Annotated in this window: 19 protein-coding genes and 1 riboswitch; of the genes, 8 read left to right on the forward strand and 11 right to left on the reverse strand. The window is 74.1% G+C overall.

Annotated features, from left to right (window positions below):
* The first annotated feature begins 19 nt into the window (after positions 1-19).
* Both ACTMSW_RS20505 and ACTMSW_RS20510 read left to right on the forward strand, forming a co-directional pair.
* Entirely contained in the window at positions 20-796 is a 777-nt protein-coding gene (locus ACTMSW_RS20505) for a GNAT family N-acetyltransferase (protein ID WP_441182246.1), read from the forward strand.
* Between the two features lie 236 nt (positions 797-1032).
* On the forward strand, positions 1033-2613 hold the full coding sequence (locus tag ACTMSW_RS20510) for a VWA domain-containing protein (protein ID WP_441182247.1): 1581 nt from the start codon (positions 1033-1035) through the stop codon (positions 2611-2613).
* A 101-nt stretch (positions 2614-2714) separates the two neighbouring features.
* Here ACTMSW_RS20510 and def read toward each other — a convergent pair whose 3' ends face one another.
* Both def and ACTMSW_RS20520 read right to left on the reverse strand, forming a co-directional pair.
* On the reverse strand, positions 2715-3224 hold the full coding sequence (def, locus tag ACTMSW_RS20515) for a peptide deformylase (RefSeq protein ID WP_441182248.1): 510 nt from the start codon (positions 3222-3224) through the stop codon (positions 2715-2717).
* A 10-nt stretch (positions 3225-3234) separates the two neighbouring features.
* On the reverse strand, positions 3235-4017 hold the full coding sequence (locus tag ACTMSW_RS20520) for a TetR/AcrR family transcriptional regulator (protein WP_441182249.1): 783 nt from the start codon (positions 4015-4017) through the stop codon (positions 3235-3237).
* Between the two features lie 74 nt (positions 4018-4091).
* Between ACTMSW_RS20520 and ACTMSW_RS20525 the strand changes: the two genes are divergently transcribed.
* Together ACTMSW_RS20525 and ACTMSW_RS20530 are read left to right on the forward strand one after the other, a co-directional pair.
* Complete coding sequence (locus ACTMSW_RS20525) at positions 4092-5063, forward strand: ATP-binding cassette domain-containing protein (protein ID WP_441182250.1); 972 nt, start codon at positions 4092-4094, stop codon at positions 5061-5063.
* The gene (locus ACTMSW_RS20530) at positions 5060-5851 is read left to right on the forward strand and encodes an ABC transporter permease (protein WP_441182251.1); all 792 of its coding nucleotides are present in this window, start codon (positions 5060-5062) and stop codon (positions 5849-5851) included. The genes ACTMSW_RS20525 and ACTMSW_RS20530 overlap by 4 nt, the downstream gene beginning before the upstream one ends.
* Here ACTMSW_RS20530 and ACTMSW_RS20535 read toward each other — a convergent pair.
* Both ACTMSW_RS20535 and ACTMSW_RS20540 read right to left on the reverse strand, forming a co-directional pair.
* Positions 5830-6954, reverse strand: a complete 1125-nt coding sequence (locus ACTMSW_RS20535; RefSeq protein ID WP_441182252.1) for a sensor histidine kinase — start codon at positions 6952-6954, stop codon at positions 5830-5832. The two genes, ACTMSW_RS20530 and ACTMSW_RS20535, sit on opposite strands and share 22 nt — an antisense overlap.
* Positions 6951-7646: a response regulator transcription factor gene (locus ACTMSW_RS20540; RefSeq protein ID WP_441182253.1), complete on the reverse strand. Its 696-nt coding sequence runs from the start codon at positions 7644-7646 to the stop codon at positions 6951-6953. Before ACTMSW_RS20540 ends, ACTMSW_RS20535 begins: the two co-directional genes overlap by 4 nt.
* A 173-nt stretch (positions 7647-7819) precedes the next feature.
* On the opposite strand from ACTMSW_RS20540, the gene ACTMSW_RS20545 reads away from it, so the two are divergent.
* Both ACTMSW_RS20545 and pip read left to right on the forward strand, forming a co-directional pair.
* Entirely contained in the window at positions 7820-8800 is a 981-nt protein-coding gene (locus ACTMSW_RS20545; protein WP_441182254.1) for a CPBP family glutamic-type intramembrane protease, read from the forward strand.
* Entirely contained in the window at positions 8797-9738 is a 942-nt protein-coding gene (gene pip / locus ACTMSW_RS20550; RefSeq protein WP_441182255.1) for a prolyl aminopeptidase, read from the forward strand. Before ACTMSW_RS20545 ends, pip begins: the two co-directional genes overlap by 4 nt.
* A gap of 273 nt (positions 9739-10011) precedes the next feature.
* Here pip and ACTMSW_RS20555 read toward each other — a convergent pair whose 3' ends face one another.
* On the reverse strand, positions 10012-11241 hold the full coding sequence (locus ACTMSW_RS20555; RefSeq protein WP_441182256.1) for a chorismate-binding protein: 1230 nt from the start codon (positions 11239-11241) through the stop codon (positions 10012-10014).
* Between the two features lie 90 nt (positions 11242-11331).
* Here ACTMSW_RS20555 and ACTMSW_RS20560 point away from each other — a divergent pair, with 90 nt between their 5' ends.
* A complete protein-coding gene (locus tag ACTMSW_RS20560) occupies positions 11332-11532 on the forward strand; it encodes a DUF5999 family protein (RefSeq protein WP_347669485.1) in 201 nt (66 codons plus the stop codon).
* 130 nt (positions 11533-11662) lie between these two features.
* Here the strand turns inward: ACTMSW_RS20560 and gcvP are convergent, their stop codons facing one another.
* Together gcvP and ACTMSW_RS20570 are read right to left on the reverse strand one after the other, a co-directional pair.
* Positions 11663-14485, reverse strand: a complete 2823-nt coding sequence (gene gcvP, locus ACTMSW_RS20565; protein WP_441182257.1) for an aminomethyl-transferring glycine dehydrogenase — start codon at positions 14483-14485, stop codon at positions 11663-11665.
* Positions 14486-14558: 73 nt separating this feature from the next.
* A riboswitch (glycine riboswitch) is annotated at positions 14559-14654 on the reverse strand.
* An 80-nt stretch (positions 14655-14734) separates the two neighbouring features.
* Complete coding sequence (locus ACTMSW_RS20570; protein ID WP_441182258.1) at positions 14735-15634, reverse strand: NAD-dependent protein deacetylase; 900 nt, start codon at positions 15632-15634, stop codon at positions 14735-14737.
* Between the two features lie 140 nt (positions 15635-15774).
* Here ACTMSW_RS20570 and ACTMSW_RS20575 point away from each other — a divergent pair, with 140 nt between their 5' ends.
* On the forward strand, positions 15775-16428 hold the full coding sequence (locus tag ACTMSW_RS20575) for an NAD(P)H-binding protein (protein ID WP_441182259.1): 654 nt from the start codon (positions 15775-15777) through the stop codon (positions 16426-16428).
* Between the two features lie 106 nt (positions 16429-16534).
* On the opposite strand, the gene ACTMSW_RS20580 is transcribed toward ACTMSW_RS20575, so the two are convergent.
* The 4 genes from ACTMSW_RS20580 to ACTMSW_RS20595 all read right to left on the reverse strand — a co-directional run bounded on the left by ACTMSW_RS20580 (position 16535) and on the right by ACTMSW_RS20595 (position 19849).
* Positions 16535-17224 (reverse strand): DivIVA domain-containing protein, encoded by a 690-nt coding sequence (locus ACTMSW_RS20580; RefSeq protein WP_441182260.1) that lies wholly within the window; start codon positions 17222-17224, stop codon positions 16535-16537.
* Positions 17221-18384 (reverse strand): globin domain-containing protein, encoded by a 1164-nt coding sequence (locus ACTMSW_RS20585; RefSeq protein WP_441182261.1) that lies wholly within the window; start codon positions 18382-18384, stop codon positions 17221-17223. Before ACTMSW_RS20585 ends, ACTMSW_RS20580 begins: the two co-directional genes overlap by 4 nt.
* Before the next feature lie 2 nt (positions 18385-18386).
* Positions 18387-18785, reverse strand: a complete 399-nt coding sequence (locus ACTMSW_RS20590) for a group I truncated hemoglobin (protein WP_441182262.1) — start codon at positions 18783-18785, stop codon at positions 18387-18389.
* Between the two features lie 488 nt (positions 18786-19273).
* Positions 19274-19849 carry a MerR family transcriptional regulator gene (locus ACTMSW_RS20595; RefSeq protein ID WP_441182263.1) on the reverse strand — a complete coding sequence of 192 codons (576 nt, stop codon included), beginning with the start codon at positions 19847-19849 and terminating at the stop codon, positions 19274-19276.
* Positions 19850-19960 lie beyond the last annotated feature (111 nt).

A 19960-nucleotide genomic window follows, 5' to 3' on the forward strand; every position in this document is an offset into this window, starting at 1 on the left:
GTCGTGTGATCATCGGCGGATGCCGGTGCGCGCCGAACACGACCGGGCTGTCCTGGCGGAGTTGCTGGGGCGCGATCCGGTGCTGCACGCCTACGAGTTGGGCGACCTGGACGACTTCTTCTGGCCGTACACGTCGTGGTTCCGGTCCGGGGACGCGGTGGCGTTGCTGTACCACGGGTTCGATCCGCCGACGTTGCTGGCGTTCGCGCGGCCGGCGGAGACGGCCGGGCTGTCGGCGTTGCTGGGTGAGCTGGCGTCGGTGTTGCCGGCCCGGGTGTACGCGCACCTGTCCCCCGGTCTGGAGTCGGCGTTGACGGCGGTGTTCCGGGTGGAGTCGGCGGCGGCGCACCGGAAGATGGCGTTGACGGATCCCGGCCGGTTGGCGTCGGTGTCACCGGCGGGGGTGCCGTTGGGTCGGGAGGACCTTCCGGCGGTGGCGCGGCTGTACGCGGCGGCCTATCCGGGTAACTGGTTCGATCCGCGGATGCTGGACACGGGCCGGTACGTGGGCGTTCGCGACGGCGACGAGCTGGTGGCGGTGGCCGGGGTGCACGTGTGGTCGCCGGTGCACCGGGTGGCGGCGTTGGGCAACGTGACGACCCTGCCGAGGCTGCGGGGTCGTGGGCTGGCCGCGGCGGCGGTGGCGGCGGTGTGCGCGGGCCTGCGCGACAGCGTGGACCACGTGACGTTGAACGTCCGCGCCGACAATCGGGCGGCGGTGCGCCTGTACGAGCGGCTGGGGTTCACGACGGTCGCCGACTACCACGAGTACAAGCTGACCGCTTTCGGTCACTGATCGGTGTCCCGGGCTGGCCTTCCGGCCCGGTCCGGCGGTCCGGTTCGGCCGGTCGGCGGCGCGAACGGCGCGTTGTGGGCGCGCGGCCGTCACCTGCGGCATGTCCAGCCGCCACGCGGCGTCAACAACCCGACGCGCAGCGTGGCACGTGTCGAGCGGGTGCGGTGCTTCCCGGCCCCTAGCGTCTGCGGTCGAGGCCGGGCGCGTCGCGCGCGGCGGAGCTGAAGGAGCATCGGATGGCAACAGCGACAGTGCCCTGGCGGAGATCCCGGGGGGTGGGTGTGGTGGCCGCGGCGACGGCGATGGTCACCGCATTGGCCGTACCGGCGGCTGCGGCGCCGGGGGTGAGCCCGGCGGCGGTGGACCGCACCGCCGACCCGGGGGCGTCGATTCCGGTCAGCAAGGTGGTGTCGACTCCGCCGATACCACCGAAGCCGGACGTGGTGCTGCTGGTCGACACGACCGGCAGCATGGGCGGGGCGATCGCGAACGTGCGGACGAACCTGCAGCAGGTCATCACCGACGTGCGGGCGGCGCAGCCGAGCGCGCAGTTCGCGGTGGCCTCCTACCGGGACACCGGGGACGGCGCGGAGCTGTTCCGGGTGCGGCAGAACCTCACCGGCGACGCGGTGGCGTTGCAGGCGGCGGTGGACGGGTTGGCCGCCGGTGGCGGCGGGGACACCCCGGAGGCGTGGGTGAACGCGCTGGTGGAGGTCTCCGAGGGTGCGGTGGCCTACCGGTCGGGCAGCAGCCGGATCGTGGTGCTGGTGGGTGACGCGCCGAGCCACGACCCGAGCAACGGGCGGACGCTGGCGCAGGCCGGCGCGGCGTTGCTGGCCGACGAGGCGCGGGTGATCGCGGTCAACGTCGCCGGCGCGGCCGGCGGGCTGGACGCCACGGGTCAGGCGGCGTCGGTGGTCGCGGCGACCGGCGGGCAGCTGGTGGACAGCTCCCCCGACACGGTGACGGCGGCGCTGCTGGCGGGCCTGCGGGACCTGGACGTGACGGTCACACCGTCGGTCACCTCGTGCGATCCGGGTCTGTCGGTGGCCTTCGACGCGGCGTCGCGGACCCGGCAGTCCGGCACCGACGTGCCGTTCGCCGAGACGATCACCGTGGCGGCCGACGCGGCGCAGGGCGCGGTACTGCACTGCACGGTGGACTTCCTGCTCGACGGGGTGTCCGCGGGGACGCCGTTCGTCCAGAGCATCAGCGTGCGGGTCAACGACGTGACCCCGCCGACGGTCGTCGTGGACGACCGGACGGTGGAGGCCACCGGCCCGGCCGGTGCGGTGATCGACTACCCGGCGTCGGCGACGGACAACGTCGACGGGCCGCTGAGCCCCACCTGCGTGCCGCCACCGGGTTCGACGTTCCCGCTGGGCGACACGTCGGTCACGTGCACGGCGACCGACGCGGCCGGCAACACCGGCAGCGACACCGCGGTGATGCGGGTGGTGGACACCACCGCCCCGGCCACGGCGTGCGTGCCGACGAACAACCCCGCCGGTGACACCATCCCCGGCTCGGACAACCCGGACGGGTTCTACGAGCTGACGTCGACCGACGTGGTGGACACGGCGGTGCAGGTGTTCATCGCCGACTCGGCGGACCCGTCGGTGCGGTTCGGCCCGTTCCCGGCGGGCACCAAGATCAAGCTGGTGCAGGCGCCGGGCGCGCAGTCGAAGGTGAAGGACGGCACCGGCGACATCGACTACAAGGTGACGTTGCGCGGGGACGCCGTGATCACCGGCGTGGACGACGCGGGCAACGTCTCGTCCCCGGCGGTGTGCCGGGTGGCTCCGCCGCCGAAGTGACCCGCGGCGTCCCGGTCGCCGCCGGGTGACGCGTCGGCCGCCGGGCCCGTCGAGGGTCCGGCGGCCTTTTCGCGTACGCGGACCGGCGCGCGACGGGTGGGTCAGGCGCGGCGGCTGGGTGAGTCGAAGCGACCGGCCCGGATCTCCCGCAGCGCCCGGCGGCGGACGTCGCCGCGCAGCGTGTCGACGTAGAGCCGGCCGGCGAGGTGGTCGGTCTCGTGCTGCAGGGCGCGGGCGAGGAACCCGGTGCCGGCGATGGTGAGCGGCTCACCGTGCTGGTCGAAGCCGTGGGCGGTGGCGTGCAGCGCGCGCGGGGTCGGGAAGTAGAGCCCGGGGACGGACAGGCAGCCCTCGTCGTCGTCCTGCAGCTCGTCGGACAGCTCGAGCGTCGGGTTGACCATGTGCCCGCGGTGGCCGTCGGCGTCGTAGACGAACACCTGCGCGCTGACACCGATCTGCGGTGCGGCGACGCCGGCGCGGCCGGGCGCGCCGACCAGGGTGTCCATCAGGTCGGTGACCAGGGCCCGCAGGTCGGCGTCGAAGGTGGTCACGGGTTCGGCGGGGGTCCGCAGGACCGGGTCGCCGATGATCCGGATGGGGCGCATGGTCATGCCGGCAAGATTATCGTCCCGCGTCGGGGGCCTGCGGGCGGTCGCGGACGAGGGTCTCGACGCCGTCGAGGATGCGGGCGAGGCCGAAGTCGAAGGCGCGGTCGGGGTCGGCGGCGGCCTGGTACTCCTGCCCGGCTGCGGTGCCGACCCGGGCCGCGAGGGGGAACCGGCGGGGGTCGAGGGCCTTCTCCAGGTAGGGGGCGTGGGCCTGCCACCACTGCTGCTCGGTCATGCCGGTGCGGGCGGCGGCCTGGGCGGCCTCGACGGCGCTGCGGACGGCGCCGTGGACGAACCCTCCGACGAGGGTGACGACGGCGTCCATCTCCAGGTCGGTCAGGCCGATGCCGTCGACGGCGCGTAGTTCGTACTCGTAGCGGGCGATGAGGTTGGGCCCGAGCGGGGGTCGGGTGGTGGCGACCTGCAGCAGCCACGGGTGACGCAGGTAGCGGTCCCAGTTCTGCCGGGCGATGCGCTCCAGGCGTTCGCGCCAACCGCCGGTCGGCTCCTCGTCCGGCGGTTGCTCGCCGTGGACGGTGTCGAGCATGACGTCGAGCAGTTCGCCCTTGCCGGGGATGTAGGTGTAGAGGCTCATGGTGCCCACGCCGAGGCGTTCGGCGACGCGGCGCATGGACAGGGCGGCGAGCCCCTCGGTGTCGGCGACCTCGATGGCGGCGCGCACGATCCGGTCGACCGACAGGTCGGGGCGGCCCTTGCGGCTGGTGCGTTCGCGGGTGCGCCAGAGCAGGGCGAGGCTGCGGGCGGGGTCGCCGGTGCCGCTGTACTCGGTCGTCACGGGCTCACCCTACCGTCCGCTGTACCGTACGGTGTACGGTACAGCGGACGGTAGGCGAGGGACGGGGGCGGCGGATGCGGACGGACGACGTGGCGATCGAGGCCGAGGGGCTACGCCGGCGGTACGGCGACACCGTCGCGCTGGCGGGTCTTTCCCTGCGGGTGCCCGCCGGAGGCGTCTGCGGGCTGCTGGGCCCCAACGGGGCCGGCAAGACCACCGCCGTGCGGATCCTCACGACCCTGCTGCGCGCCGACGCCGGCACCGCCCGGGTCGCCGGGTTCGACGTACGGCGGCACCCGGACCGGGTACGGGCCCGCATCGGGCTCGTCGGCCAGCACGCCGCCCTGGACGAGGTGCTCAGCGGCCGGCAGAACCTCGTGCTCTTCGGACGCCTGCACCACCTGCCCACGGCTCGGGCACGCGACCGGGCCCGGCAACTGCTCGACCGCTTCGGTCTGACCGACGCCGCCGACCGGCCCGTCGGCACGTACTCCGGCGGGATGCGCCGCCGCCTCGACCTGGCCGCCGGCCTGGTGCTCGACCCGCCGGTGCTGTTCCTCGACGAACCGACCACCGGTCTGGACCCGCGCGCCCGCACACAGGTCTGGGACACGGTCCGCGCGCTGGCCGACGGCGGCACCACGGTCCTGCTGACCACGCAGTACCTGGAGGAGGCCGACCGCCTCGCCGACCACCTCGCGGTGGTCGCCGCGGGCCGGGTCGTCGCCACCGGCACGCCGGAGGAGCTGAAGACCGCCCTGGGCGGCGACCGCATCGACGTGGCGCTGGCGCACGCCGGGGACCTCGACGCGGCGGCGCGGGCGGCCGGCGCGGCCGTCGGCGCCACCGCGTCGGTCGACGCCGCGGCCCTGCGGATCAGCGTGCCCGTCACCGACCGGGTCACCGCCCTGTCGGCGGTGCTGCGGGCGCTGGACGACGCGGGCGTCACGGCGGCCGACATCGCGGTACGCCGTCCCACCCTCGACGAGGTGTTCCTGCGGCTCACCGCCGGTCACCACACCACCGGCCCGGAGGTGGTGGTGTGACCGCGCTGCGGTGGGCCGTCTCCGACGGCCTCGTGCTCACCGGCCGCGCCCTCGCCCACTGGGTGCGCCAACCCGCCCAGGCGCTCGTCGGGCTGCTGTTCCCGGTGCTGCTGGTCGTCATGTTCGGCTACCTGCTGGGCGGCGCGATGACCGTGCCCGGCGGCGGCGACTACCGGGAGTTCCTCCTGCCCGGGTTGTTCGCCATGACGATGGTCTTCGGTGTCGAGGCCACGTACGCGGCGGTGGCCACCGACCTCGCCCGCGGCGTGACCGACCGGTTCCGGTCCCTGCCGATGGCGTCCTCGGCGGTGCTGACCGGGCGGGCCGCCGCCGACCTGCTGCACGCCGCCGCCGCACTGGCGGTCATGCTCGCCTGCGGCCTGGTCGTCGGCTGGCAGCCGCGCGGTGGCCTGCCCGCGGCGGCCGCCGCCGTCGGGCTGCTCCTGCTGCTGCGCCTCGCGCTGATCGCGGTCGGCATCCACCTCGCGCTGCTGCTGCGCCGTCCCGAGTCGGTGGTGGTGCTGCAGATCCTCGTCTGGCCGCTCGGGTTCACCTCCAACGCGTTCGTCGCACCGGAGACCATGCCCGGCGCTCTGGCCACGGTCGCCGCCTGGAACCCGCTGTCGGCGACCGTGGCCGCCAGCCGGGAGCTGTTCGGCAACCCCGGCTGGGGCGGGGAGTCGTTCGCCGCGCAGCACGCCCCGATCCTGGCGGTGATGTGGCCGCTGCTGCTGATCGCGGTGTTCGGGCCCCTGTCGGTGCGCCGCTACCGCCGCCTGGCCGGCTGACCGGCGCCCCACGGCGGGGCCGCCCCGCCGCGGGGCAGCCGCACCTCGACGCTCGCTCCCCCGCCGGGTGCCGCGCCGATCGCCACCCGCCCGCCGTGCGCACCGACGAGGGCCCGCACGATCGCCAGGCCGAGCCCGCTGCCGCCGGGGTGCGCCCGGCGCGACGGGTCGAGCTGGCGGAAGCGGTCGAAGACCGCCTCCCGGTCGTCGGCGGCGATGCCGGGCCCGGTGTCGTCGACCACGACCACCGCGTCGGTGTCGTCGGCGTGCACACCGACGGTGACGGTCCCGCCGGCCGGCGTGTGGCGTACGGCGTTGTCGAGCAGGTTGGCCAGCACCTGGGCGAGCCGGTCGACGTCGGCGTCCACCAGCACGGCCCCGGCGGGCACCCCGGCGAGGGTGAGGCCGACCCGACGGTCGGCGGCGAGGGAGGTGTGCGCGTCCACGGCGTCGGCGACGGTGGCCCGCAGGTCGGTGACGTGCCGGTCCAGGCGCAGCCGGCCGGCGTCGGCGAGGCTGAGCGTACGCAGGTCGTCCACGAGACGGTGCAGCACGGCGGTGTGCCGCAGCAGACGCCGCGGCTCGGCCGCGTCGTAGTCGATGACGCCGTCGTGCAGCGCCCGCAGGCGGGCGGTCAACGCGGCCAGCGGAGTCCGCAGCTCGTGCGCGACGGCCGCGCTGGACGCGGCGCGTTCCCGCTCGAGGGCCTGCAGGCTCGCCGCCATGGCGTTGAAGTCGGTGACGAGCCGGCCGAGTTCGTCGCGGCCGGTGCGGCCGGTGGCCCGGGCGTCCAGGTGCCCGTCGGCGACCCGACGGGCGGCCCGGGTGACCGAGCGCAGCGGCGCGGTGAGCCACCGGGCCAGCAGCAGCGCGGCCAGCAGGCCGGCGGCGAGGCTGACACCGGCCACCGCGGACAGTTCCGCGAAGCCGTCGAAGTCGCCTCCGGCCACAGAGAGCCGGCGGTCGACCTGGTCGCGTACCTCGGGAGGCAGACCCGTCAGTCGTCGTTCGAAGTAGACCAGGGCGAGCACCAGCGCCGCCGCGGCCGTGACCACGGCGACGACGCCGAACGCGAGCATCAGCCGGGCCCGGATGCCCCTCACCGGCGGGACCGGTCGGTGTCGACCAGGCGGTAGCCGAACCCGCGGACGGTGTCGATGAGTCCGGTCGCGCCGGCGTCGGCGAGCTTGCGCCGCAGGTTGGTCAGGTGGGCGTCGACGACGCGGTCCAGGGCGGCGGAGTCCGGCAGCGCGGCCGTGCGGAGCTGGGCCCGGCTCAGCGTACGGCCGGGGTTCTCGACCAGGCAGGTGAGCAGCCGGTACTCCGTGGCGGTCAGCGGCACCTCGGCGCCGCGGACCGTCACCCGGGTGGCGTCGAGGTCGACGGTCAGCGCACCGAACGTCAGGTGCCGGGACCGGTCGGCCGGTCGGGCGCGGCGCAGCACCACGGCGACGCGGGCGGCGACCTCGGCGGGGTTGAACGGCTTGACGACGTAGTCGTCGGCGCCCATCCGCAGACCGACGATCTTGTCGACGTCCTCGTCCCGGGCGGTCACCATGATCACCGGTGTGCCGCCGTGTCGTCGGATGCGGCGCAGCAGCTCGAAGCCGTCGAGGCCGGGCAGCAGCACGTCCAGGACGACCAGGTCCGGGCGGCTCGCCTCGAACAGGTCCCAGGCGTGCGAGCCGTCGCCGGTGTGCTCCACGTGGTGTCCGTCGCGGCGCAGGTACGCCACCAGGACGTCCCGGATGTCGGGCTCGTCCTCGACGACGAGCAGGCGCGCAGGGGTGCTCACACCGGTCGAGGGTAGGCCGGTGCCGTCGAGGTCCGGACCGGATGACGTCGAGAACGTGTGCAGAGGCGTCTGCACCGGATCTCGACCCGGCCTTCGCGGCACCTCCGGCAGCGCCTCCTAGCGTCCCCGGCCGAGCGTCCCACCGGGGGACGCGCGTCCACCGGGAGGCAGCCGTGACCGTATCCACCCCCACCGTGCCCGCGGCGCGGTGGCGACGGGCGGTGGCCCGTCGCCCGGTGCTGTGGTTCTGGCTGATCGCCGTGGGCATCGAACTGGTGGTCGTCCCGGTGTTCCTCCTCTCCGGCGCCCAGCAGGCCCTGGACGACGCGATCGTGGCCACCGGCGCCGGCTTCAACACCGACCTGGTCAGTGCCGCCCGGCTCGTGCTCGACGACCGTCGGGCCCTGGCCGGTGTGCTGCTGGCCCTCACCCAGGTCGCCGCCCCCGACCTCGCGGTCCTGGTCGTCGGCGTGATCGCCGGCGGCGGGCACCTGCGCCGGGTGGGCCGGCGGTTCCGTTTCTGGGCGCCCCGCCTGGGCGCCCGGCGCGGTCTGACCGTGTGGGCGGGGGCGGTCGCGGTGTTCACCGCCATGAACCTCGCCACCGCCGGCCTCAACGCCCTCACCGCCGACGCGTACGACTTCCGCTGGAACGTGGCACCGCTGTGGTGGCCGCTGCTGGTGGGGCTCCTCGTCGCGATGTTCCTCGACGCCGGCGCGGTGTTCGAGGAGAACGGCTGGCGCGGCTTCGCGCTGCCGCTGCTGCAGCACCGGTACGGGCCGCTGCTCGGCTCGGTCGTCCTGGGCCTGCTGTGGGCGTTGTGGCACCTGCCGGTCAAGTTCGAACTGTTCGGCTACGGGCCGGCCGGCGCGGGCGCGCTGATCGCCGTGCTGGTGGCGAAGTTCGTCGCCCTGACCGTCGTCATGACGTACTTCTTCAACGCCGCCGGAGGCGCCACGATCCTCGCGATCGCCATGCACGGGCTGTCCAACGACTCCGTGCGCGTCGGCGGGTTCGTGTTCGGCGACTCGCTGGAGGCGTACCTGGTCAGCGAGATCAATCTGCTCGTCCCGCTCGCCGTGGTCGCGACGGCCGTCACGGTGGCCACCCGGGGTCGGCTCGGTCTCTCGCACCGCTACCGTGTCCTCCCATGACCCAGCCCCACGCACACGGGATGCTCGATGTCGGCGACGGCCAGCAGATCTACTGGGAGACCTACGGCAACCCCGACGGCACACCGGCCGTGGTGCTGCACGGCGGCCCCGGTTCCGGCTGCTCGCCCGGCTGGCTGAGCCCGTTCGACCTGTCCCGCTACCGGGTGGTGCTGCTCGACCAGCGCGGCTGCGGCCGTAGCCGCCCGCACGTCGCCGACCCGACCGTGGACCTGGCCACCAACACCACCGACCACCTGATCGCCGACATCGAGCGGTTGCGGACGCACCTGGCCGTGGACCGGTGGCTGGTGCTCGGGGCGTCCTGGGGCTCCACCCTCGGTCTGGCCTACGCCCAGCGCCACCCCGAGCGGGTCAGCGCGCTGGTGCTGTTCAGCGTGGTGACCACCACCCGCCGGGAGGTCGAGTGGGTCACCCGGGACATGGGTCGGATCTTCCCCGCCGAGTGGGCCCGCTTCCGCGACGGCGTCCCGGCCGCTGACCGCGACGGGAACCTCGCGGACGCGTACGCGCGGCTGCTGCACGACGACGACCCGGCCGTGCGGGAGCGCGCGGCCGTCGACTGGTGCGCCTGGGAGGACACCCACGTCGCCACCGTCCCCGGACACCGACCCGATTCGCAGTTCGCCGACCCGGTGTTCCGGATGGCGTTCGCCCGGCTGGTCACCCACTACTGGCGGCACGCGGCGTTCCTGCCCGACGGGGAACTGCTGCGCGGCGCCGCCCGCCTGGCCGGGATTCCCGGTGTGCTGGTGCACGGGCGACTGGACGTCTCCAGCCCCGCCGACATCCCCTGGCAGGTGGCGCAGGCCTGGCCGGACGCCCGGCTCGAGCTGGTCGAAGCCGCCGGCCACGGCGCCGGCCACGGCGTGGCCGAGCGGGTGCGGGCCGCTCTGGACGGTTTCGCCGGCCGGCCCTGACCCCGTCCGGGATGTCGCCACGGTGCGCCGGCCCGACACCGGGTCGTGGCGCTGTCGAGCTGAGTCATCCAGGTCATGACCGCCCGGTCGGGGCGGGAGGCGCCACCGCGACGACGTGGCGCGAGCGCGATCCACCGACGACATCAGCTCGACAGGGCACCGATCAAGTACCCAGGGCGCCCTGCCACCGCGGATCGCCGGCCACGCCGTAGAGGCGCGGCACGGCGACCGCCCGGCACGGCGGCGGGGCGACCGGCGGGAGGCGCGGGGTGGTCAGTGGCCGGCGAGCGTCGCGCGGACCGGGGCGCTCTTCGCGGCGGCCTCGGCGACCTCGGCGTCGGGGTCGCTGCCCCAGGTGATGCCGCCGCCGGCCCACACGTGCAGCCGGTCACCGTCGGCGGCGGCGGTACGGATGGTCAGCCCGAGGTCGATCCGGCCGGGCGCCACCCAGCCCAGCGCGCCCATGCTGGCGCCCCGTCCGACCGGTTCCAGGGCGGCGATGTGATCCAGCGCGGCGAGCTTCGGCGCGCCGGTGACCGACCCGCCGGGGCACACCGCGTGCAGCAGGTCGGCCAGCCCGAGCCCGTCGGCGACGGTCGCGGAGACGGTGGACTCGGCCTGCCACAGGTCGCACCAGCGGCGGACGGCGAACAGCTCGTCGACCCGGACCGAGCCGGTGCGGGCGATCCGGGCGAGGTCGTTGCGTTCCAGGTCCACGATCATGACGTGCTCGGCGCGTTCCTTGGCCGAGGCGAGCAGTTCGGCGCGGCCGGGGGCGGTGGCCGGGCGGGTGCCCTTGATCGGCCGGGTGATCAGCCGGCCGTCGACGACCTCCACGAGGGTCTCCGGGGAGGCGCAGCCGATCGCCCAGCCGGCGCCGGTGAGGGTGCCGCCGTAGCGGGCGCCGGGTAGCGCGCCGAGGCGGGCCAGGGCCGGCAGCGGGTCGCCGGTGTAGCGGGCGGCCGCGTGCCCGACGACGTTGACCTGGTAGACGTCGCCGCGGCCGATGGCGTCGCGCACGGCCCGCACGGCGTCGGCGTGCTGGACCGGTGTCCAGCTCTCCGCCCAGTCGCCGAGCCACCACCCGGCCGCCGGCGCAGCGGTGGTGGGTGGGCGGGTCGTGGCGTGGCCGTACACGACCACGGCGACCTCGGGCAGGGTGGGCGCGGGGTTCGCGGCGCCGGTGGGACCGCCGGCGAGGGCCGCGCCGGCGGCGGCGGAGACGTACAGGGCGGCGCCGCAGGGCCCGTCCGGGTCGTGGGGGCCGGCCGGGCGGGCGAGGTCGTGCAGGGGCAGGCCGTGGGCGGCGAGGAACTCCTGCGCCCGTACGGCGGGGTCACCGCCGTCGGCGGGCCGCCACTCCCAGCGCGCCCGTTCGACGAGCGTACGGCGACAGCCAGCGGGCGCCGCCGGCACGTCGGTCACGCGGTATGGGAGCGTTTCCACGCCATCCGGCCCATTCTCGCTCGTCCGTTCAGCGGATTTCCTCGAAACCACGCACATGCCTGCTCGATGCCGCACAGTTTCGCTTGGTACTGTGCGTCACTGGTCATGTGAACCATGACACAGTGCCCCCACAGTCCGGAGAACCCGATGTGTCAGCACCAACCCACCTGCCCCTCCGCCGAAGCGACCGACCGGGAAGCCGCCCGCGTCCTCGCTTGCTTCCCTGAGCAGGGCTGGAGCCTGCTCTGCAACGGTGTCATCGTCTTCGAGGACACCGGCGAACTGCTCCCCGACGGCCGGACCATCGCCCCGCACCGCGGGCCCGCCCGACACGCTCTCGTCGCCTGAGCGACCACGCAGCGTCAGCACACGTTCGCGTCGACCAGGCTAGTCCCCCCGGTCGGGACACCCGCCGCCCAGGTCGACGCCCCGCCGGGGCGGCGGCACCACGACCGCCCCGGCGCCACGACACCACCGCTCAGCTCTCGTACGCCTCCGGCGACGGGCAGGAGCACACCAGATTCCGGTCCCCGTACGCGCCGTCGATGCGGCGCACCGGCGGCCAGTACTTCCCGGCCCGGTCCACCCCGGCCGGGTAGGCGCCCACCGACCGCGGGTACGCGTGGGGCCACTCGTCACCGGACACCATCGCCGCGGTGTGCGGGGCGTTCGCCAGGGGGTTGTCCCCCGCCGGCCACTCCCCCGACCCCACCTTGTCGATCTCCGCGCGGATCGCGATCATCGCGTCGCAGAACCGGTCCAGTTCGGCCACGTCCTCGCTCTCGGTCGGCTCCACCATCAGCGTCCCGGCCACCGGGAACGACATCGTCGGGGCGTGGAAGCCGTAGTCGATCAGCCGCTTCGCGACGTCGTCCACCGTCACCCCGGTCGCCTTGGTCAGCGGCCTCAGGTCGAGGATGCACTCGTGGGCCACGAGGCCCTTGTTGCCGGCGTACAGCACCGGGAAGTGCTGCCGCAGCCGCGCCGCCACGTAGTTCGCCGCGAGCACCGCCACCCCGGTCGCCCGGGTGAGGCCCTGCGCGCCCATCATCCGCAGGTACGCCCACGGGATCGGCAGGATCCCCGCCGACCCGTACCGGGCGGCGGAGATCGCCGGCCGGTCGTCGTCGTGCGCCGCCTGCGGGTCGCCGGGCAGGAACGGCGCCAGGTGCGCCCGTACCGCCACCGGACCGACACCCGGGCCGCCGCCGCCGTGGGGGATGCAGAACGTCTTGTGCAGGTTCAGGTGCGACACGTCCGCCCCGAACTTCCCCGGCTTGGCGAACCCGACCAGCGCGTTGAGGTTCGCCCCGTCGACGTACACCTGGCCGCCGGCGTCGTGGACCTTCGCGCACAGCGACGCGATGCCGGTCTCGTACACGCCGTGCGTCGACGGGTACGTCACCATGATCGCCGCCAGGGCGTCGCGGTGCTTGTCAATCTTCGCGTCGAGGTCGACCAGGTCGACGTTGCCGTCGTCGTCGCAGCCCACCACGACCACCCGCATGCCGGCCATCACCGCGCTCGCGGCGTTGGTGCCGTGCGCCGACGACGGGATGAGGCACACGTCGCGGTGCGCCTCGCCCCGGGAGGCGTGCCAGGAGCGGATGGCCAGCAGCCCGGCCAGCTCGCCCTGCGACCCGGCGTTGGGCTGCACGCTGACCGCGTCGTAGCCGGTCACCTCGGCCAGCCACCCCTCCAGCTGGGCGATCAGCTCCCGGTAGCCGGCGGTCTGCTCCTCCGGCGCGAACGGGTGCACGTGCGCGAACTCCGCCCAGCTGACCGGTTCCATCTCGGTGGTCGCGTTGAGCTTCATCGTGCACGATCCCAGCGGGATCATGCCCCGGTCCAGGGCGTAGTCGAAGTCCGACAGGCGCCGCAGGTAGCGCAGCATCGCCGTCTCCGAGTGGTGGGTCCGGAACACCGGGTGGGTGAGGAAGTCCGACGTGCGCGCCAACGCCTGCGGCAGCGCACCGGTCGGCTCACCCTGCGGCGCGGGCACGCCGAACGCGGCGCACACCCCGTCCAGGTGGGCCCGGGTCGTCGTCTCGTCGCAGGAGATCCCCACCCGGTCGGCGTCAACCAGCCGCAGGTTCACGCCACGCTCGGCGGCGGCGGCGACCACCGCGGCGGCCCGGCCCGGCACGACCGCGGTGACGGTGTCGAAGAACGCGACGTCGGCGACCTCGACGCCGCCGGCGCGCAGCGCGTCGCCGAGCAGCGCCGCCATGTCGTGGGTACGCCGGGCGATCTCCCGCAGCCCGTCCGGGCCGTGGTAGACGGCGTACATGCCGGCCATGACGGCCAGGAGCACCTGGGCGGTGCAGATGTTGCTGGTCGCCTTCTCCCGGCGGATGTGCTGCTCACGGGTCTGCAACGCCAGCCGGTACGCCGGGAGGCCGTCGGCGTCGCGGGACACGCCGACCAGCCGGCCCGGCAGCATCCGCTCCAGGCCCGCACGCACCGCCAGATAACCGGCGTGCGGCCCACCGAAGCCCATCGGTACGCCGAACCGCTGGGTCGTGCCGGCGGCGATGTCGACGCCGATCTCCCCCGGCGGGCGCAGCAGCGTCAACGCCAACAGGTCGGCGGCCACGGTCACCAGCGCCCCCACGCCGTGCGCGGCCTGCACCAGCGCCGCGTGGTCGCGGACCGCCCCGGACGCCCCCGGGTACTGCAGGTGCAACCCGAAGAACTCCGCCGGCAGGTCGTCGTGCTCCACGTCGAGGACCCGCACGTCGATGCCGAGCGGCTCCGCCCGGCTGGTGATCACCGCGATGGTCTGCGGCAGCGTGTCCGCGTCGACCACGTACACCGGGCTCTTGACCTTGGACGCGCGGCGGGCGAGGGTCATCGCCTCGGCCGCGGCGGTGCCCTCGTCGAGCATGGAAGCGTTCGCGGTGGCCAGCCCGGTCAAGTCGGTGACCATGGTCTGGAAGTTCAGCAGCGCCTCCAGCCGGCCCTGGCTGATCTCCGGCTGGTACGGCGTGTACGCCGTGTACCAGGCCGGGTTCTCCAGCACGTTGCGGCGGATCACCGCCGGGGTGTGCGTCCCGTGGTACCCCAGGCCGATCATGGACACGGCCACGGTGTTGCGGCCGGCGAGGGCCCGCAGCTCCGCCAGGGCCTCCTGCTCGGTGGCCGGCTCGGGCAGGTCCAGCGTGCCGTGCCAGCGGATCACCTCGGGGATCGCCGCGTCCATCAGCTCGTCGATCGATCCGTAACCGACGGCCTCCAGCATCCGGCGCTCCTGCGCCGGATCGGGCCCGATGTGGCGGGCGGCGAACTGATCTGCGGTCATGGGCGGCGCTCCTGCAGGGGGCGAGGTCGACAGGTCAACCTCCCCCTCTGTCGCGCCCGGGCGCTCCACAGTGCCTGCCCACGAGGTCCTTTTGCCTGAGAGGTTCCGGGGAGGATTTGCCCCTTCGGCGCCACCCCCTCACGGGGGCGGTCTCTCCCACGTGGGTGATACCGGCATGGTCAACGCTACCAGCGCCCGGGATTCCCGCACCCGTCGTACCCCTGCCGCCGGGTGGAGGTCCCCGCCGCCCTACCGGGCGGCCGGGGTCGCGCCGGCCGGCACCGGCCCCACCCCGCCCGGGCCGGCCCCGTCGGGGCCCACGAGGCGGTCGGCCAGAGCGGGCAGCAGCCGCCCCAGCGGCGCGTCGACGGTCAGCTGCGCGTACGCGTCGCCGCGGGTCGGCCCCTGGTTGACGATCACCACCGGGATGCCCAGCTTCGCCGCCCGCAGCACGAACCGGCGACCCGACATCACCGTCAACGACGACCCCAGCACCAGCACCAGCCGGGCCCGCTCCACCATCGCGAAGCAGCGGGCCACCCGCGGCGCGGGCACCGTCTCGCCGAAGAACACCACGTCCGGTTTCAGCATCCCCGTGCCGCAGAACGTGCAGTCCACGGTCCGGAAGCGGGCCACCGCCTCCTCGGCGAGATCCACGTCACCGTCGGGGTTCACCGCGTCCACCTGCGCCTCGAAGCCGGGGTTGGCCTCCCGCAGCCGCCGGTCCAGTTCCTCCCGGGACGTCGCGTTGCCGCAGTCCAGGCACACCACCTCGTCCAGGCGGCCGTGCAGCTCCACCACAGCGGTGCCACCGGCGGCGGTGTGCAACCCGTCGACGTTCTGCGTGATGATCCCCTCGACCAGGCCGGCGCGTTGCAGCCGCGTCACCGCCCGGTGCCCGTCGTTCGGCTCCGCCCGCGCGATCAGCCGCCACCCCACGTGGCTGCGCGCCCAGTAGCGGCGCCGCGCGTCCGCGTCGCGGGTGAACGCCTGGTAGGTCATCGGCGTGTGCCGCCGCGCCGCCCCACTGGGCCCCCGGTAGTCCGGAATTCCCGACTCGGTGGACAGTCCCGCCCCGCTCAACACCACGACGCCGCCGCCCGAGACCGGGCCGGCCAGCGCGTCGATCGTCTCCGTCACCCCACCCATGCTGCCTCAGCATCCCCCCGGCGACCACGAAAGGAAGGGCCCCCCGCTAACGCCTGCGGTAGAGGAAGGGTCCCCGCTTAACAGCCGGCGGCCCGCCGATGTCGGGGGTGGGTGCGGTCCGGGGCCGATAGGTTCACCGTATGCGCGTCGTCATCGCCGGAGGACACGGCAAGATCGCCCGACTGCTGGAACGGGAACTCGCCGGCCGCGGTGACACCGCCGTCGGCCTGATCCGCAACCCCGACCATGTGGCGGTGCTCACCGCCGCCGGCGCCCACCCGGTCGTCTGCGACCTGGAACACGCCTCCGTCGACGACCTCGCCGCCCACCTCGACGGCGCCGACGCGGTGGTCTTCGCCGCCGGCGCCGGCCCCGGCAGCGGCGCCGCCCGCAAGGACACCGTCGACCGGGCCGCCGCCGTGCTCCTGGCCGACGCCGCCCGGGCCGCCGGTGTCCGCCGCTACCTGCTGGTGTCCTCGATGGGGGTGGACGACGCCCCGCCCGCCGGCACCGAGGAGGTGTGGGCGGCGTACCTGCGGGCCAAGAAGGCCGCCGAGGACGACCTCACCGGCCGAGCGGACCTCGACTGGACCGTCCTGCGGCCCGGTCGGCTCACCGACGACGAACCCACCGGCCGGATCACCCTGGCCCGCAGCGTCACCCCCGGCGCGGTCACCCGCGCCGACGTCGCCCGCGTCCTGGTCGCGCTCCTGTACGCCCCGGACACCGCCGGGCGGATCCTGGAACTCGTCGGCGGCGACACCCCGATCGCCGAGGCCGTCACCCGCGCCTGACCGCCCGCCCGACCCCCGCAGGGCGCGGCAGGCAGCCGCGCAACGGTCGGCGACGACCTCCGGGGTACGGCGGCGCGGACAACCCCGCCCGCGACCGCCGGTCCCGTCAGTGCTGCCCGTGCCGCGGCAACGCCCCCTGCGCCGTCCCCGCCACCGCCGGCGTGCTCCCGTCGCGGGCCAACCGCTCCATCGTCCGCGCCAGGTGCTCACTGCCGTCGTCCAGGTGCCGGGCAGCCGACTGCATGTGCGAGATCATCATCTCGCCGTAGATGCGCAACGCCTCCCGCGCGGCCACCCCGTCGTCGAACGTCGGCCCGGCGGTCGCGCGGTACTCCTGCACCGCCCGCTCCGCCTCCTGCCGCGCCTCCTCCGCCGCCGCCTGCACGTAGCTCTCGTACTGCACCCGGGCGTACTCGGCGACGCGCCGCGCGTAGTCGTGCGCCTGCGCGATGATCTGCTCGGCCTCCCGCTGCGCCGCGGACAGCAGGTTGACCTCCTTCGCCGCCGGCACCGCCGACGCCGCCGGAGCGCTCGGCAGCACACCGTGCCGGTGCAGCTCCAACTGGTCGTTGAGCCGCTCGTTCTCCGCCCGCAGACCACCCACCTGCGCGGCCAGCAGATCCAACTCGTCGGCGACCTGCATCCGGAACCGGTCCACGTCGTTGGGGTCGTACCCACGGCGGGTGAACGACGCCGAACCGAACTCCCACCGGCGCACCCGGTCGGCGGTCATCCGGACCTGGACGCCACCGGAGACCTGCATCCCGTCATACCTGCTGATCGGCGTCGCGCTCACTGGCCACCTCCGGGGTTGTTGTCCACCGCCGTCCGCCACGACGGCCCGTACCAGTGCTTCCCGAGCCCCTCGTGGTGCAGCTGACCGGCGTGGTAGCCGGCCCGGGTCAGCGCCGCCACGGAGTGCGACACCATCTCGTCGGAACCGCACACGTACACGTGCCGGGACCGCCAGTCACCGTCGACCAGCGCCCGGTCCACCGCGTGCGTGACCTCCCCCGGCCGGGCCACGTCCACGCCGACCACCCGGCTCACCGTCAACCACGGGTACGACGACGCCAACTTGTCCACCGCCTCGTCGTCGTAGAACTCGCTGCGCGACCGGGCCCCCAGGTACAGGTCCACGGTGCGGCGGGAACCCTCCGCGGCGACCTGCTCGATGAGGGCCTTCACCGGCGCCCAGCCCGTCCCGCCGGCCAGCAGCAGCAGGTCCGCCGACCCGGCCGACCGCAACGTGAGGCGGTCACCCACCGGCGCCGCCAGGTGCACCTGGTCACCGATCGCGCTGCCGTACACCAGCCGGGACGACACCGCGCCACCCGGCGCGGCCCGCACGTGCAGCTCCAACGTGCCGTCCACCCGCGGCGCGTTCGCCGGCGAGTAGTACCGCCACGACCGCACCGCCGGATGGGACACACCGATCGACTGGCCCGGCTGGAACGGCAACAGGTACTGCGGTCGCAGCGTCAACACCGCCACGTCGAACCCGCGCCGCTCGTGGCTCACGATCTCCGCCACCCACCACGGTGGGTTGACCGCCTCCGCGGCCTGCGCGCCCTCGGTCATGACCTGCGCCACCAGCCCGTACGCCGCGGCCCAGTCCTGCGCCAGCTCGTCGGTCCACTGCTCGGCCAGGAAGTGCCGCAACGTGGCCAGCAGCGCCTCGCCCACCGCCGGGTAGTGCTCGGCGCGGACGGCGAACTTGCGGTGGTCGGCGCCGAGATCCTGCAGGAACCCCACCAGCCGGTCCACCTGGTCCACGTTCGACACGATGTGGCCGAGCGCGGTGACCAGCCGGTCCCGCTGACCCGCCATGTTCGTCGGGAACATCTGCCGGGTCTCGGGGTACGCCAGGAACAGCGTGGAGTAGAAGTAGAGCGGCACCTGGTCGCCGTGCGCGGCGACCAGGGACCAGCTCTGCTTGAGTCGGGCGACGTCCACGCTCAGACGCCCGCCGGGTCGCCGCCGGCCACCACCTGGTCCTGCACCTGCGCCAGCACCGCCTGCACGTCGGTGATGATGTCGGCCGGCACGCCCAGCTCGGTCAGCGTGGCGGTCAGGTGCTCGCCCACCTTCACGTAGTGCTCCAGCGGGATGTTCAGCGGCTGGTGCGCCTCGGCCAGGCCACGGCCGGTGTACTCGTTGGGGCCGCCGAGCACCACCGTCAGCATCAGCGCCAGGTGCCGGCGCTGGCCCACCATGTCCACATCGGAGAAGTAACCGGCCAGCTCCGGGTCGGCCAGGACCTTGTCGTAGAACAGCTCGACGGCGGCCTTGACGGAACCGGCGCCACCGATGCGCTGGTAGTGGGTGAGGGGGGCGGTCTCTTCGGTAACCGTCACGGTCGTTCCTTCCGGGTAACGAGGGGCGCGCGGGGTCGGCGCGAAGGGGCGTACGGCCGATGGAATCCGGGAGAAACACCGGTGCCATGGCGACCGCGTGACGGACCTTAGCGCGTCACGCGTCGCCGGTCATGACCGCCCTATCAGCTGCCCGACAACAGTCCACGACGGAGAGTGATAAAGTGGCCGGCCACATATCGACGCATGGCGACGTGCCGGTGACGTACGGCCACGTGCACGGTCCACACCCGACGCACTCTCCCCGATGGACGCCGACGGTGCTGCGGAAAACCCACCCAGCGACACGTCCGTGACCACCCGCTACGACACCACCGCAGACCGCACCGCAACCTTGGCGACGGTCCCGGGCGGAACACCACCCACCCCCGCACCACCCCCGCCCGGAACCCGCAACGACGACGGACCGTCATGGGGAGACACCAAAAAAGCCGGGCGCATTCGCGCCCGGCTTTCGAGACGACCGACGATCAGCCCGCCCGGCGTCGCGCCCGACGCGCCGCCAACTCGTCACCCACCGGATCCGCCGCCGACTCCACGACCGGCGCCACCGCCGGCTCCGCCGGAAGGTGCGACAGCGAACCCTGGATCTCCTTGAACGCCCCGCCGATCGCGATGCCGAACACACCCTGCCCACCCTGCAACAGGTCGACCACCTCCTCCGGCGACCGGCACTCGTACACCGTCGTGCCATCGGAGATCAAGGTGATGCCCGCCAGGTCCTCCACCCCACGCGACCGCAACGCCTCGATCGCCTTACGGATGTTCTGCAGGGACACCCCGGCGTCCAGGAGCCGCTTCACCACCTTCAACACGACCAGGTCCCGGAACGAGTACAACCGCTGCGTCCCCGAACCCGAGGCGTCCCGCACACTCGGCACCACCAGCGCCGTCCGCGCCCAGTAGTCCAACTGCCGGTAGCTGATGCCCACCGCCTGGCAGGCCGTCACACCCCGATAGCCCACGCTGGCGTCACCGTCGGTTGCCGAACCCGGCGACCCCACCGACCCGTCCCAACCCGTACCCGGATCTCGCGGCTCGTGCATCCGGACAACCTCCCCGCCCGTGCGGTGACACGTCGTTTCCGGGACGCGCACCCCTCGACACGGGCAACACTATCGCCGCCCCCGCTCGTTACCGTGGAGGAACAGTCGCGA

It is taken from the genome of Micromonospora sp. BQ11, assembly GCF_052068135.1.
Lineage (GTDB): Bacteria > Actinomycetota > Actinomycetes > Mycobacteriales > Micromonosporaceae > Micromonospora.